Consider the following 13,015-nt stretch of genomic DNA (forward strand, 5'->3'; position numbering starts at 1 on the left):
AGCAGAACCAGTCGATTGTTAGCACGGCGTATACTTGCTCGATTCTCTTATTTTCGCATTCGCTTGGCGCTTAGAACGATATAGCGCTTAGGCGTATCGTCCATTGCTAAAATTCGAGTGTAACGAATCGTCACACGCCCGCCTGTTTTGTTCGCATATTGATCAAGTCCCCAAGTAAACACGCTGCTCACATTACGAAGGACTTCTCTTGACATACTTATCGGAACATTTCTTTTTAAGTCATTGTCGAAAACTGACCCATATCCCGAATTTACATTGAAGGCTGAGACACTGAAGTCTCGTTCTTTCTCTTTTTCATCTAGGACATTCAATCTAACATAGTCGCGCGTCCCTTCGTCGTAGGTGTTGATTATGTTGTGTCCGCCGATGATCTGCATTCGGGTTGCGCCGTTCCCGATAACTGCATGCGTCTGTCTGATTGCCGGTTCAACTTTGGCTACTAGCGCTTCTATGTCACCAGCTCGCCTTCGAACTAGCTGATCGAGGAGAGGGCCTCCGGATCGTTCGTTCTGCCCCAAGTTGCGATCAATCACTCGACGCACGACGTCATAAAGTAATGCAGATCCAGCCGCGCCAATGCCCGCTCCAGTGAGGCCCAACACCTCGGCGGGGTTCTGTTGAAGCCAGACGGTGAAATCTGCAATTATACTTCCTTCAGAAGGCGCGCTTGCGCGAACGGCGTCTCTGCCCGGAAATTCACCACGTTGTCTGATCTTGCCCGTTTCGGTGTAGTTCGCAATAAGAGCCAAAGTCCACGCAAACCCCGCAAGCGCCATATAGCCATCATAACCTTGAAATTGGTGCTGATCTGCTGTGTCGCCCGTTAACTTAAGTCGAAATGGAATAATGTCGGCCATAGTTACTGAGCGCCCTTGCTTTTAGTAAGGCCACTTGCTTCGCCTATAGGTAAGGAATTGTTGTTTTGCGGCTCTGCAAGTTTTGAAGGAGTGTGATTGTTGACGTTAGCGCTCGTCGGCTTGGTTGCGCGATATGCCGCAATGCCACCGCCGATGACAGAAGCTAGAATAACAAAAAGTGCTAGCAGCTTGGCTATCCTAAAAGTCCATTCTCCGGATTTTACGCGCCGCCATTCTGATTTCAGGAGGGCTTGAGCGGCTAGTAGAAAATCTGCTTCCACGGAACGAATATTCTCAGCCGTAAGCTTGCTTTCATCCGATGTTAGCGCGTTGAAGCACTCCATAGCCGTCAGCAATTTTTTGCAGTGTGCCTCTTGAGGGTTTATTCGAAGTAGGATGTTAAACGTCGAGGTATTCAAAAGAACGTACAGAGGTCGAAGCGTTTCCACCTTCTCGGCGTGATCCGAGTACTTTACTTTCGTCGCGTCGCAGATCGTATTTATCTGCGTAAGAAAGGCCGTTAGGTCCGAGCGAAGTGCGTCTATCCAAGCCTGCCTGAATTCCGAAGTTTTTTGCTCTTTGCTGATAATCAGTCCAAGTAAGGATACTGTCGCTGCAATCAGAGCAGCAACCATCGCTCCTATAGCGGCTTCTGGAATGTTGACCATTAGCGTAGCTCCCTCCCGGAGGTTCCATTCCTTTCAGGGGGTGGTCAAGTCCTATAGGCAGGATTTGGCAATGTATCCCGCGATATGTTGCGATTTGATAGTCCAGCGCGATCTGCGCTACTTCAACAGCTCATACACCACCGGATCATCTGCGCAGGCCTTGAAGCCGCATTCGAGCAAGGTCGAGGCGACGTTCGCAGCCGTCAGGCCGATCACGAGCCAGACGGCAATATGCGCGATGACACTGGGCGCCGATTGAGCAGCGGGGGTCTTCTCGAACTGTCGGTCGAACAGCAGCACCAGCGACAACAGAATGATGGCCGCGATGAAGCCGATCAGTGCCCAGGTGTAATAGTGATAGCCGAACAGCGCGGTGCCGAAGCCGGGATCGCCGGGCGTGATGTGCAGCAGCACCTGCCGGGTCGAGACGATGGCGCCGACGACGGCGGCGAGCAGTGACAGCGCGTAGTGGCTGGGACGCGGGCCGAAGCGGATGTTGAGGATCGGGCCGATGGCGAGCAGTGCGAACATGATCCGCTGCAGCAGGCATAGCGGGCAGGGCAGTTCGCCCAAAATGAACTGTGCGGCAAAGGCGACCGCGAGCAGGGCTGCGAGGGCGTAGAGTGCGAGGACGTTGAGGGCGATAGCGCGTTGCGAGGTCATGACGGCCTCAAAACGACAGCTTCAGCGCGTCGGTGGCGTGGTGCAGGAAGGTCGCCACGCAGGCGATCAGCACCACGGCGAACAGCGATAGCGCGAGCGTGCGGCTGCCATACCATGCGACGAGCATGGTGATAACGATCGCCAGGAAAAGTGCGGTGAATTCCATGATCGCTCCGGCGCTGAATGGGTCCGGTATCTTACGACAGATTCGCGTGCGACCTGTCGCGTGTCATCTGCATCAGTCAGCGGTCTCCGCCACGGTCGCGCCTGTCTTGCCAGTGTAGTTGGTTACGGCATCGCGAAAGGCCTGAACCTCGCTGTTCAGGGCGATCAGCCGTTCCGGCGTCATGCCGGCGGCGGCGAACAGTGTCTCGCCAAGACAGCGGGCCTTTTCGCGCAATGCCGTGCCTTTGGCAGTGAGGCTGACGACGACCTGCCGCTCATCTTCCGGATTGCGCTTGCGCGCGACGAAGCCGGCCAGTTCGAGTCGCTTCACCAGGGGCGTGACCGTGCTCGATTCCAGCGCCAGCCGGTCGGCGATGCCGCCGACGCTCTGTGCGCCGCCCTCCCACAATGTGCTCAGCACGAGATATTGCGGGTAGGTGATCTCAAGCGCGTCGAGCAGCGGCTTGTAGGCGCGGCCGATGGCCATGCTGGCGCTGTAGAGCGAAAAACAGAGCTGGTGATCCAGCGGAATGTCGGCGGGCACCACGGCAATTCTCCTCAAGTCAATATCACAATAACGTATATCGCGATAAATAAATCTGGACAAGGCGATCTGCTCGAGCCAATAAACATATCGCGATATTAATTATCGTAATATGTAATATGACCGAGGTCCTTCCGCCAGCCCGGTGGAGAGCGCCCGGCGCAAGCTTCGATGGAGACCAGCATGACCGTCCCACAGGGAACCGCCAGCCTGCCGGCCGTAGCGAGCGGAGACCTCGCACGTTATTACCTTGTGCGCGGCATCGTCGCGGCAGCCTGGGTGGCAGCCGCCTTCACCATCGGCGCGTCATCTCCGGGAGCGGCGGCCATCCTGCTGATCAGTTACCCCGCCTGGGATGCCCTCGCGAACTGGTTCGATGCCAAGGACAGCGGCGGGCTGCTGGCCAATCCCTCGCAGGCGCTGAATGTAGGCGTGAGCCTCATTGCCGCACTGGCCGTGGCCATCGCCTTGCGCACGGGGATGAATGCCGTACTCGCGGCGTTCGGTGTCTGGGCGGCATTGGCGGGCCTCGCGCAACTCGTGACCGGCGTTCGACGCTGGCGCGCATTCGGCGCGCAGTGGGCGATGATCCTGAGCGGCGCGCAGTCGACCGCGGCCGGCCTGTTCTTTGTCAAGCAGGCGGGCGGCGCCACAGTGCCGACGATCGTGGATATCGCGCCCTATGCCGGTTTCGGCGCCTTCTATTTCCTGGTGTCGGCGCTGTGGTTGATCTTCGCGAACCGCAGGCGCACGGCCTGAGATCTGAGGACAAACCGATGATGCCGGCCCCAGCATCATCGGCCGCCTCTGTGGATGATCGCGGATTTGCTGTCAGCCGCTGCTGCCTGATCTGCTAGTCAGGTCAGAACGACGATCACTCTTGGCAGGCACGGCGACATCTCATGGCCATCACCATCTACGGCATCAAGAATTGCGACACGATGAAGAAGGCACGCGCCTGGCTCGATAGCCACGATGTCGCCTACAGCTTCCATGACTACAAGGCCGAGGGGATCGACAAGGCGCGGCTGCAGCGCTGGGCCAAGGAGGTCGGCTGGGAGACGCTGCTCAATCGCGCCGGCACCACGTTTCGCAAGCTCGATGACGCTGCCAAGGAAGGTCTGAACGAGAGCAAGGCAATCGCGCTGATGCTCGAGCAGCCCTCGATGATCAAGCGGCCTGTGCTCGATCTTGGCGGCAAGCTTGTGGTTGGCTTCAAGCCGGAGATTTACGCAAAAGACGTAAAATAGCGATCAGTCGATCTCGACGACGTCGCCGGCTGCGAGCCGGTGCGGCGCACGATAGGACAGGCTGCGATCGATCACCGCGCTGAGTTTCGGCACCGGCACGGTGTGATGGCCGCGCATCAGATTTTTGATTTCGAATCCACCGTCCTCGCTGATCGTCTTGAGCGACGCGATGATATGGGTGACGCCATCGCCTGATGAGAACGGCATCAGCATCCGCTCATAGGCGACAAGACGTCCGTTGACATCGTCGATCATCGAGACGGTGTAAGTCGGCAACTCGCGTGCGATACATTCATGATAGGCCGGCAGCACGACAGGACCGAGGATCGGGCCGAGATAGTCGTCGAGATAGCGGCCCTTGCCGGTGGTACCATAGGCGCTCGCCATGCGGGTGCCGTTACTGTCGATGATGAGCCGCGGCGGTGCAGTGCTGTGATCAACAATGTAGTCGACGAGATCGGGACGTTCGTCGTCCATCCGATCCGGGCGATAGTTTGTGATATCGGGCAGGGCCTGTTGCGGCGCATAGAGGCGTAGCCAGCAGTTCAGCAGATCGCGCTGCCGAATGGACTTCACCACGGACGCGTCGGCGCTCTGGAAGTCCACGGCAATGATCCCCCTGATATCGATCGAGGGTAGTATGAGTACAGCGAGCAAATAATCAATGAACGCGGGAAATCGCCTCGCAATACAATTAACGAGCGATTTTCAAAGCTCCTTGCGGCGCAAACAGGTGACGCGTTCTGCGCGGTAGACCGGTCGCAGGCGGACTCTGCTTTCCGCATGCGCAGGGGGCTAACTGCCTACGACTAAGGGCGAAGTCAGTGCGACAGGCAGTCCACCCAATTCTGCCGCATTGCACCTTGCGTTCGCCGTCGCGTTGACGGCATATTCGCGCCACTCGATGTGGCCGCGCGGGGATGACTTTCAGTTTTCCCCGAAATGCGGCTGCGCAAAAAGTTGGCCACTGGCGGAGACACACGCCGGGAAGGTCGATGGGGGAAATTTGCTTGACCGATGAGTTCATTCTCGAAACCAACGGATTGACCAAGGAATTTGCGGGCTTTTTCGCAGTCCGCGATGTCAGTCTCAAAGTTCGCCGCGGCACCATTCACGCATTGATCGGCCCTAACGGCGCCGGCAAGACGACGTGTTTCAATCTGCTGACCAAGTTCATGCAGCCGTCCGCCGGCCAGATTTTCTACAAGGGCAAGGATATCACCGCTACGGCGCCCGCCGACGTGGCGCGCCTTGGCCTCGTACGTTCGTTCCAGATTTCCGCGGTGTTTCCGCATCTGACGGCGCTGGAAAATGTCCGTGTTGCACTGCAGCGCCAGCATGGATCGTCGTTCGACTTCTGGCGCTCCAAGAGCGTGCTGGATCAGTACAATCAACGCGCGGCCGAACTGCTCGACGACGTCGGCCTCAGCGAATTTGCCAATACGCCCGCGGTGGAGATGCCCTATGGCCGCAAACGGGCATTGGAGATCGCCACCACGCTGGCGCTCGATCCCGAGATGATGCTGCTCGACGAGCCGATGGCCGGCATGGGCCATGAGGACATCGACAAGATCGCAGCGCTGATCAAGCGCATCTCGGCGAAGTATACCATCCTGATGGTCGAACATAACCTCAGCGTCGTGTCCAATCTGTCGGACATCATTACCGTTCTGACTCGCGGAAAGGTTCTTGCGGAAGGCAGCTACGCCGATCTGACCAAGGACGAGCGCGTCAAGGAAGCTTATCTGGGAGCCGGGCATGGCTGAGATCACAATGGCCGCACCGGCAACGACTGCAGCAACTGGCAATCCAATTCTCAGCATCGAGAATCTCGAAGCCTGGTATGGCGAGTCGCACATTCTTCACGGCATCAATTTCAACGTGAAGCCGGGCGAAGTCGTCACGCTGCTCGGCCGCAACGGCGCCGGCAAGACCACGACGCTGAAGTCCATCATGGGCATCATCGGCAAGCGCACCGGCTCGATAAAGTTCGAAGGCAACGAGATCATCAAGACCTCGTCGGACAAGATCGCGAAGCAGGGCATCGCATTCTGTCCGGAAGAACGCGGCATCTTCTCCAGCCTCGACGTGAAAGAGAATCTGATGCTGCCGCCGACGATCCGGCCGGGCGGGTTGTCTCTGGATCAGATCTTCGAGCTGTTTCCAAATCTGAAAGAGCGTCTCAACAGCCAAGGGACAAAACTCTCCGGCGGCGAGCAGCAGATGCTGGCGATCGGCCGCATCCTGCGCACCGGCGCGCGCTTCCTGATGCTGGACGAGCCGACCGAAGGTCTCGCACCTGTCATCATCCAGCAGATCGGCCACACCATTGCGCGGCTGAAGTCGGAAGGCTTCACCATCCTGCTGGTCGAACAGAACTTCCGTTTCGCTGCCACGGTAGCGGATCGCTACTACATCGTCGAGCACGGCAAGATCATCGATGGCTTCGCCAATTCCGAGCTCTCGGCGAATATGGACAAGCTGCATACGTATCTCGGCGTCTAATATCGAATAACGGACCGAGCCAACGGTCCGACGATAGACACAACCATCAATACGGGTAGGGAGCACAGAATGAAAAAAGTCGTTTCGACGTCGCTGCTGGGTTTTGCGCTGATGATGAGCGCAAGCTCGCTTGCGTTCGCCCAGGACAAGACCGCTAAGATCGGCGTGCTGAACGATCAGTCGGGCCTCTATGCCGACGTAACCGGTGTCGGTTCGACGCTGGCCGCGCAGATGGCCGTCGAGGATTCGGGCCTTGCCGCCAAAGGGTGGAAGATCGAGGTCGTGGTCGGCGACCACCAGAACAAGCCGGATATCGGCGTCAACATTGTGCGCCAGTGGTTCGACCGCGACAAGGTCGACGTGATCGTTGACGTGCCGACGTCCTCTGTCGGTCTCGCCGTCAACAACGTCGTCAAGGAAAAGAACGGCGTCTATCTGAACTCCGGCTCCGGCACATCCGATCTCTCCAATGCACAGTGCTCGCCCAACACCATTCACTGGGCCTATGACACCTATCAGCTTGCCAACGGCACCGGCTCCGCGATGGTCAAGAGCGGCGGCGATACCTGGTTCTTCCTGACCGCGGATTATGCTTTCGGTACCGCGCTTGAGCGCGACACCACCAACGCCGTGACCGCCATGGGCGGCAAGGTGCTGGGCAGCGTGCGGCCGCCGCTGAACACCGCCGATTTCTCGTCGTTCTTGCTGCAGGCGCAGACCTCGAAGGCGAAGGTGATCGGCCTAGCGAATGCCGGCGGCGACACAATCAACTCGATCAAGCAGGCCTCCGAATTCGGCATCATCAAGGGTGGCCAGAAACTTGCCGGCCTGCTGATGTTCATTTCGGACGTCCATGCCCTGGGCCTGCCGGTTGCGCAGGGACTGAGCTTCACCGAGACCTTCTACTGGGACCTCAATGACGGCACGCGGTCGTTCTCCAAGCGCTTCCAGGAGCGCATGAAGAACAAGGCCATGCCGACCACGGTGCAGGCCGGCGTGTATTCGTCGCTGATCCATTACTTCAAGACGCTGGATGCGATGGGTGGCAACTCCCATGACGGGTTGAAGATCGTCGACAAGATGAAGGCGACCCCGACCGATGACATCATCTTCGGCAAGGGCACGATCCAGCCGAACGGCCGCAAGCTGCACCCGGCCTATCTGTTCGAGGTCAAGAAGCCTGAGGAGTCGAAGGGACCCTGGGATTACTACAAGCTGGTGGCGACGATCCCTGCCGATCAGGCCTTCACGCCGCTCGACAAGAGTGCTTGTCCGCTTTTGAAGAAGACCTAATTTAGAAGCCCGTCGTCCAAATCATTGAGAGGAAGTCATGAAAAACAAGATTTCGACCGCACTTCTCGGCACGGCGCTTTCGCTGGCCATGGCGGGCGTCGTCATGGCCCAGGATAAGACTGTCAAGATCGGCGCACTCAGCGATCAGTCCGGTCTCTACGCCGATCTCGGCGGCCCGGGCTCGACGCTCGCTGCCCAAATGGCCGCCGAGGATTCCGGTCTGATGGCCAAGGGCTGGAAGATCGACATCATTTCCGGCGATCACCAGAACAAGCCGGATATCGGCTCCAACATCGCGCGGCAGTGGTTCGACGTCGACAAGGTCGACACCATCGTCGACGTACCGAATTCCGGCGTGGCATTGGCGGTGAACAACATCGTCAAGGAGAAGAACGGCGTCTACATCAATTCGGGCGCCGCGACGTCGGATCTCACCAATGCGCAGTGTTCGCCGAACACCGTGCACTGGACCTACGACACCTACATGCTCGCCCATTCGACCGGGCAGGCGATGGTCAAGGCCGGCGGTGACAGCTGGTTCTTCCTCACCGCCGACTACGCCTTCGGTGCCGCACTGGAGCGCGATACCTCGGAAGTCGTCAAATCCTCGGGCGGCAAGGTGGTCGGCGGCGTCAAGCATCCGCTCAACACCGCGGACTTCTCCTCCTTCCTGCTGCAGGCGCAGTCGTCGAAGGCCAAGGTCATCGGTCTGGCCAATGCCGGCGGCGACACCACCAACTCGATCAAGCAGGCGGCTGAATTCGGCATCGCCAAGGGTGGTCAGAAGCTCGCGGCGTTGCTGCTGTTCATCACCGACGTCAAGGCGATCGGTCTTGAAACCGCACAGGGCCTCAGCTTCACCGAGACTTTCTACTGGGACCTGAACGACAAGACCCGCGACTTCTCCAAGAAGTTCGCAGCGCGCATGAAGAACGGCGCTCCGCCGTCGATGGTGCAGGCGGGTGTGTATGCCGGCTTGATCCACTACTTCAAGGCGCTGGAAGCGCTCGGCAGCAATCCGCATGATGGCGCGAAGATCGTTGCCAAGATGAAGGAATTGCCGACCGACGATCCGCTGTTCGGGCAGGGCAAGATCGAAGCCAATGGCCGCAAGATTCACCCAGGCTATCTGTTCGAGGTGAAGAAGCCGTCGGAATCGAAGGCGCCGTGGGATTTCTACAAGCTTGCCGGTACAGTGCCAGCCGATCAGGCCTTTACACCGATCGAGAAGAGCACTTGTGCGCTGCTGAAGAAATAAGATCGTTGGCCCGGCGGCGTCACGCTGCCGGGCCAAGACTTTCCTGCGATAAGAGTTGAGAACAACATGTCGATCAATCTACAGGCCCTGTCTGCGCAATTGCTGGTCGGACTCATCAACGGCTCGTTCTATGCGCTGTTAAGTCTCGGCCTCGCCGTGATCTTCGGCATGCTGAACATCATCAATTTCGCCCATGGCGCCGTCTATATGATGGGCGCGTTTGCGGCATATTTCCTGCTCAATCTGGCCGGCATCGGCTACTGGCCGGCGCTGATCCTGGCGCCGCTGGCGGTCGGCCTGTTCGGCATGGTGATGGAACGCACCATGCTGAAATGGATCGCCAATCTCGACCATCTCTATGGCCTGCTGCTGACCTTCGGTCTGGCGCTGATCATCCAGGGCGTGTTCCAGAATTATTTCGGCTCGTCGGGTCTGCCTTACGCGATCCCGGATGCGCTGAAGGGCGGTATGAATCTCGGCTTCATGTTCCTGCCGATCTATCGCGGCTGGGTCGTTATCTTCTCGCTGGTGGTCTGTATCGCGACCTGGTTCCTGATCGAGCGCACGCGGCTCGGCGCCTATCTGCGCGCCGCGACGGAAAACCCCACGCTGGTCCGCGCCTTTGGCATCAACGTGCCGCTGATGATCACGCTGACCTACGGGCTCGGCGTCGGTCTGGCGGCACTTGCCGGCGTGCTGTCGGCGCCGATCAACCAGGTTCGCCCGCTGATGGGTGCGGACCTGATCATTGTCGTGTTCGCGGTCGTCGTGATCGGCGGCATGGGCTCGATCATGGGCTCCATCATCACCGGTTTCGCCCTCGGCATCATCGAGGGTCTGACCAAGTATTTTTACCCCGAGGCCTCCAACACTGTCGTCTTCGTGCTGATGGTGCTGGTGCTCCTTGTGAAACCTTCCGGACTGACGGGACGGGCTGCCTGATATGACAACGATCACTGAAAACGCCATTCCGTCACCCCGCCGCACCGTCAAAGACGAGATGGTCGCCTTTGCGATCATGACCGCACTATTGCTGGTCGTGCCGCTCACTGGCGTCTATCCGTTCTTCGTGATGCAGGCGCTCTGCTTCGCGCTACTCGCCTGTGCCTTCAACCTTTTGATCGGCTATGGCGGTCTGCTGTCCTTCGGCCACGCGATGTTCCTGGGCACCGCCGGCTACTGCACGGCGCATGCGCTGAAAGTGTGGGGCCTGACGCCCGAGTTGGGCATTGTCGTTGGTGTCGCCGCCGCCGCTGCGCTCAGCGTCGTCACCGGCCTGATCGCCATTCGTCGTCAGGGCATCTACTTCGCCATGATCACGCTGGCGCTGTCGCAGCTCCTGTACTTCGTTTATCTGCAGACGCCGTTCACTCATGGTGAAGACGGTATCCAGGGCATTCCGCAGGGCACGCTGTTCGGCCTGTTCAATCTCTCGAAGCCGATCACCCTGTATTACGTGGTCCTGGCTGGCTTCACGCTGGGCTTCCTGATCATCTACCGCGCCATCAACTCGCCCTTCGGCGAGGTGCTCAAGGCGATCCGTGAGAACGAGCCGCGTGCGGTCTCGCTGGGCTACAAGACCGATCAATACAAGCTGCTGGCCTATATCCTGTCCGGCACGCTTGCGGGCTTCGCCGGCGCGCTGAAGGTGTTCGTGGCACAGAACGCCTCGCTCACCGACGTGCATTGGAGCATGTCCGGTGAAATCGTGCTGATCACGCTGGTCGGCGGCCTCGGCACGCTGTTCGGGCCGGTGGTGGGCGCCTTCGTGATCATCGCCATGCAGCAATATCTCGCTGGCTTCGGCCAGTGGGTGACGGTGATCCAGGGCGTGATCTTTGTGGTCTGCGTGCTGACCTTCCGCCGCGGCGTCATTGGCGAAATCGCGCATTACTTCAAGCGGTCGCTCTAAATCCAGGCACTGCCTCAGGAAAAGCAGGCTGTCATAAAGCGGTGGATGACCGGGTCTAAAAGGTGTGCGATTGCCCGCCTTGACCGGAAATGCTTTATGACATCCGTGTGACACAGGGCCGCCCGGCGGTGGCCCCGCGGGACCATGTCCGCCATCTGGCGGTCCGGTCGCTGCGTTTTCCTGACAGTTGGATGAGATGATGCTGCGTTGGTTCCGGTCCTTTCTGCCCCGGGAGGAAAGGTTTTTCGACCTGTTCGCCCGCCATTCAGTGACCGTGGTCGAGGGCTCCAAGGCGCTTGCGGGGATGCTGGAAGGCGGCGACGAGACGCCGGTCTACTGTCAGCGCGTCAACCAGTTCGAGAACGACGCCGACGCCATCACCCGCGAGGTGCTGACCGCCGTTCGCCGCACTTTCATCACGCCGTTCGATCGCGTCGACATCAAGAACCTCATCACGGCGATGGATGATTCCATCGACCAGATGCAGCAGACGGCGAAAGCGGTGATGCTGTTCGAGGTACGCCAGTTCGAGCCGCCAATGCGCGAGATCGGCACGCTGCTGGTGGAGTGTGCCAACCTTGTCGGTCGCGCCGTGCCGCTGATGAGCGCCATTGGCGATAATGTCGGCCTGCTCACCGCGATCACCGAGGAAGTCGGCAAGCTCGAAGGCCGCGTCGACGATCTGCACGACATCGGGCTCAAGGAGCTCTTTCTCAAGCATCGCGACGCCAACACCATGGATTTCGTGGTCGGCGCCGAGATCTACAAGCACCTTGAAAAGGTGGCCGACCGCTTCGACGACGTCGCGAACGAGATCAACAGCATCGTCATCGAACAAGTATAAGGCAGGGCCATCAGGTGGACGCCACGCTCGCCTTTCCGGTGCTGATCGGCCTCATCGCCATCGCATTGCTGTTCGACTTTCTCAACGGCTTGCATGACGCTGCCAATTCGATCGCGACGATCGTCTCGACGCGCGTGCTGCGGCCGCAATATGCGGTGCTGTGGGCGGCATTCTTCAACTTCATCGCCTTCCTGGTGTTCGGTCTGCATGTCGCCAACACCATCGGCACGGGGATCATCGAGCCTAGCGTCATTGATCCCGCGGTGATCTTTGCAGCACTCATGGGCGCCATCGTCTGGAACGTGATCACCTGGGGCCTCGGCATTCCCTCGAGCTCGTCGCATGCGCTGATCGGTGGTTTGCTCGGGGCAGGTGTCGCCAAGGCAGGACTCTCGGCAGCCTTGTGGACCGGACTGTCCAAGGCGCTGCTGGCCATTGTGCTGTCGCCGCTGGTGGGCTTCCTGCTGGCGCTGGTGCTGGTGGCCATCGTGTCATGGGCCTCGGTGCGCTCGACGCCTTTCGCCGTGGACCGCGCCTTCCGCATTCTGCAGTTCGTCTCGGCCTCGCTGTATTCGCTCGGCCATGGCGGCAATGATGCGCAGAAGACCATGGGCATCATCGCGGTGCTGCTCTATTCGCAGGGCCACCTCGGCACCGAGTTCTCGGTGCCGTTCTGGGTCGTGCTGTCATGTCAGGCGGCGATGGCGCTGGGCACGCTGATGGGCGGCTGGCGCATCGTCCGCACCATGGGTCTGCGCATCACCAAACTCACGCCGATGCAGGGGTTCTGCGCGGAGACAGGTGGTGCAGCGACGCTCTTCGCGGCGACGTTCCTCGGCGTTCCCGTCTCGACCACGCACACCATCACCGGCGCGATCGTCGGCGTCGGTGCGGCGCGTCGTGTCTCAGCGGTGCGCTGGAATGTGGCGAGTTCGATCGTCTATGCCTGGGTGATCACGATCCCGGCCGCGGCGATCGTCGCCGCCGCGACCTGGTGGATCGTGAAGCTGCTGCATCTGAGCTTTATCTGACGCA

General features: G+C 59.4%; 16 protein-coding genes. 10 read left to right on the forward strand and 6 right to left on the reverse strand.

Going from position 1 to position 13,015, the window contains the following annotated elements; genetic code table 11:
• Positions 1–47 precede the first annotated feature (47 nt).
• From LPB73_RS09680 to LPB73_RS09700, 5 genes are all read right to left on the reverse strand, one after another.
• Complete coding sequence (locus LPB73_RS09680) at positions 48–878, reverse strand: hypothetical protein (RefSeq protein ID WP_231080434.1); 831 nt, start codon at positions 876–878, stop codon at positions 48–50.
• Between the two features lie 2 nt (positions 879–880).
• On the reverse strand, positions 881–1,546 hold the full coding sequence (locus tag LPB73_RS09685; protein WP_231080435.1) for a hypothetical protein: 666 nt from the start codon (positions 1,544–1,546) through the stop codon (positions 881–883).
• Positions 1,547–1,663: 117 nt separating this feature from the next.
• On the reverse strand, positions 1,664–2,209 hold the full coding sequence (locus LPB73_RS09690; RefSeq protein WP_231080436.1) for a disulfide bond formation protein B: 546 nt from the start codon (positions 2,207–2,209) through the stop codon (positions 1,664–1,666).
• A gap of 7 nt (positions 2,210–2,216) precedes the next feature.
• Positions 2,217–2,375 (reverse strand): DUF5993 family protein, encoded by a 159-nt coding sequence (locus tag LPB73_RS09695; protein WP_231080437.1) that lies wholly within the window; start codon positions 2,373–2,375, stop codon positions 2,217–2,219.
• Positions 2,376–2,447: 72 nt separating this feature from the next.
• Positions 2,448–2,861, reverse strand: a complete 414-nt coding sequence (locus LPB73_RS09700; protein WP_231081117.1) for a MarR family winged helix-turn-helix transcriptional regulator — start codon at positions 2,859–2,861, stop codon at positions 2,448–2,450.
• Between the two features lie 240 nt (positions 2,862–3,101).
• Here LPB73_RS09700 and LPB73_RS09705 point away from each other — a divergent pair, with 240 nt between their 5' ends.
• A complete protein-coding gene (locus tag LPB73_RS09705; protein WP_231080438.1) occupies positions 3,102–3,677 on the forward strand; it encodes a DUF308 domain-containing protein in 576 nt (191 codons plus the stop codon).
• Between the two features lie 143 nt (positions 3,678–3,820).
• Complete coding sequence (locus LPB73_RS09710; protein WP_093761528.1) at positions 3,821–4,168, forward strand: ArsC family reductase; 348 nt, start codon at positions 3,821–3,823, stop codon at positions 4,166–4,168.
• Positions 4,169–4,171: 3 nt separating this feature from the next.
• On the opposite strand, the gene LPB73_RS09715 is transcribed toward LPB73_RS09710, so the two are convergent.
• Positions 4,172–4,774 carry a hypothetical protein gene (locus LPB73_RS09715; RefSeq protein WP_093761530.1) on the reverse strand — a complete coding sequence of 201 codons (603 nt, stop codon included), beginning with the start codon at positions 4,772–4,774 and terminating at the stop codon, positions 4,172–4,174.
• 404 nt (positions 4,775–5,178) lie between these two features.
• Between LPB73_RS09715 and LPB73_RS09720 the strand changes: the two genes are divergently transcribed.
• The 8 genes from LPB73_RS09720 to LPB73_RS09755 all read left to right on the forward strand — a co-directional run bounded on the left by LPB73_RS09720 (position 5,179) and on the right by LPB73_RS09755 (position 13,011).
• The gene (locus tag LPB73_RS09720) at positions 5,179–5,934 is read left to right on the forward strand and encodes an ABC transporter ATP-binding protein (RefSeq protein WP_089263895.1); all 756 of its coding nucleotides are present in this window, start codon (positions 5,179–5,181) and stop codon (positions 5,932–5,934) included.
• A complete protein-coding gene (locus LPB73_RS09725; protein WP_089263896.1) occupies positions 5,927–6,673 on the forward strand; it encodes an ABC transporter ATP-binding protein in 747 nt (248 codons plus the stop codon). The genes LPB73_RS09720 and LPB73_RS09725 overlap by 8 nt, the downstream gene beginning before the upstream one ends.
• A 69-nt stretch (positions 6,674–6,742) precedes the next feature.
• The gene (locus tag LPB73_RS09730) at positions 6,743–7,966 is read left to right on the forward strand and encodes an ABC transporter substrate-binding protein (protein ID WP_231080439.1); all 1,224 of its coding nucleotides are present in this window, start codon (positions 6,743–6,745) and stop codon (positions 7,964–7,966) included.
• Positions 7,967–8,003: 37 nt separating this feature from the next.
• On the forward strand, positions 8,004–9,224 hold the full coding sequence (locus LPB73_RS09735; protein WP_089263898.1) for an ABC transporter substrate-binding protein: 1,221 nt from the start codon (positions 8,004–8,006) through the stop codon (positions 9,222–9,224).
• 66 nt (positions 9,225–9,290) lie between these two features.
• Positions 9,291–10,166 carry a branched-chain amino acid ABC transporter permease gene (locus LPB73_RS09740; protein ID WP_089263899.1) on the forward strand — a complete coding sequence of 292 codons (876 nt, stop codon included), beginning with the start codon at positions 9,291–9,293 and terminating at the stop codon, positions 10,164–10,166.
• Between the two features lies 1 nt (position 10,167).
• Complete coding sequence (locus LPB73_RS09745) at positions 10,168–11,136, forward strand: branched-chain amino acid ABC transporter permease (RefSeq protein ID WP_175366182.1); 969 nt, start codon at positions 10,168–10,170, stop codon at positions 11,134–11,136.
• Between the two features lie 199 nt (positions 11,137–11,335).
• Complete coding sequence (locus tag LPB73_RS09750) at positions 11,336–11,980, forward strand: DUF47 domain-containing protein (RefSeq protein ID WP_089264630.1); 645 nt, start codon at positions 11,336–11,338, stop codon at positions 11,978–11,980.
• 14 nt (positions 11,981–11,994) lie between these two features.
• A complete protein-coding gene (locus LPB73_RS09755; RefSeq protein WP_089263901.1) occupies positions 11,995–13,011 on the forward strand; it encodes an inorganic phosphate transporter in 1,017 nt (338 codons plus the stop codon).
• Positions 13,012–13,015 lie beyond the last annotated feature (4 nt).

Origin of the sequence: Tardiphaga sp. 37S4 (assembly GCF_021044645.1) — a bacterium.
Taxonomy (GTDB): domain Bacteria; phylum Pseudomonadota; class Alphaproteobacteria; order Rhizobiales; family Xanthobacteraceae; genus Tardiphaga; species Tardiphaga robiniae.

What these genes read in the sequence shown, in the direction of transcription:
- LPB73_RS09705 (WP_231080438.1), top strand. Translation starts at nt 3,102, where the DNA reads ATGACCGTCCCACAGGGAACCGCCAGCCTGCCGGCCGTAGCGAGCGGA.
- LPB73_RS09690 (WP_231080436.1), bottom strand. Translation starts at nt 2,209, where the DNA reads ATGACCTCGCAACGCGCTATCGCCCTCAACGTCCTCGCACTCTACGCC.
- LPB73_RS09740 (WP_089263899.1), top strand. Translation starts at nt 9,291, where the DNA reads ATGTCGATCAATCTACAGGCCCTGTCTGCGCAATTGCTGGTCGGACTC.
- LPB73_RS09725 (WP_089263896.1), top strand. Translation starts at nt 5,927, where the DNA reads ATGGCTGAGATCACAATGGCCGCACCGGCAACGACTGCAGCAACTGGC.
- LPB73_RS09710 (WP_093761528.1), top strand. Translation starts at nt 3,821, where the DNA reads ATGGCCATCACCATCTACGGCATCAAGAATTGCGACACGATGAAGAAG.
- LPB73_RS09730 (WP_231080439.1), top strand. Translation starts at nt 6,743, where the DNA reads ATGAAAAAAGTCGTTTCGACGTCGCTGCTGGGTTTTGCGCTGATGATG.
- LPB73_RS09745 (WP_175366182.1), top strand. Translation starts at nt 10,168, where the DNA reads ATGACAACGATCACTGAAAACGCCATTCCGTCACCCCGCCGCACCGTC.
- LPB73_RS09695 (WP_231080437.1), bottom strand. Translation starts at nt 2,375, where the DNA reads ATGGAATTCACCGCACTTTTCCTGGCGATCGTTATCACCATGCTCGTC.
- LPB73_RS09735 (WP_089263898.1), top strand. Translation starts at nt 8,004, where the DNA reads ATGAAAAACAAGATTTCGACCGCACTTCTCGGCACGGCGCTTTCGCTG.
- LPB73_RS09750 (WP_089264630.1), top strand. Translation starts at nt 11,336, where the DNA reads ATGCTGCGTTGGTTCCGGTCCTTTCTGCCCCGGGAGGAAAGGTTTTTC.
- LPB73_RS09685 (WP_231080435.1), bottom strand. Translation starts at nt 1,546, where the DNA reads ATGGTCAACATTCCAGAAGCCGCTATAGGAGCGATGGTTGCTGCTCTG.
- LPB73_RS09680 (WP_231080434.1), bottom strand. Translation starts at nt 878, where the DNA reads ATGGCCGACATTATTCCATTTCGACTTAAGTTAACGGGCGACACAGCA.
- LPB73_RS09700 (WP_231081117.1), bottom strand. Translation starts at nt 2,861, where the DNA reads ATGGCCATCGGCCGCGCCTACAAGCCGCTGCTCGACGCGCTTGAGATC.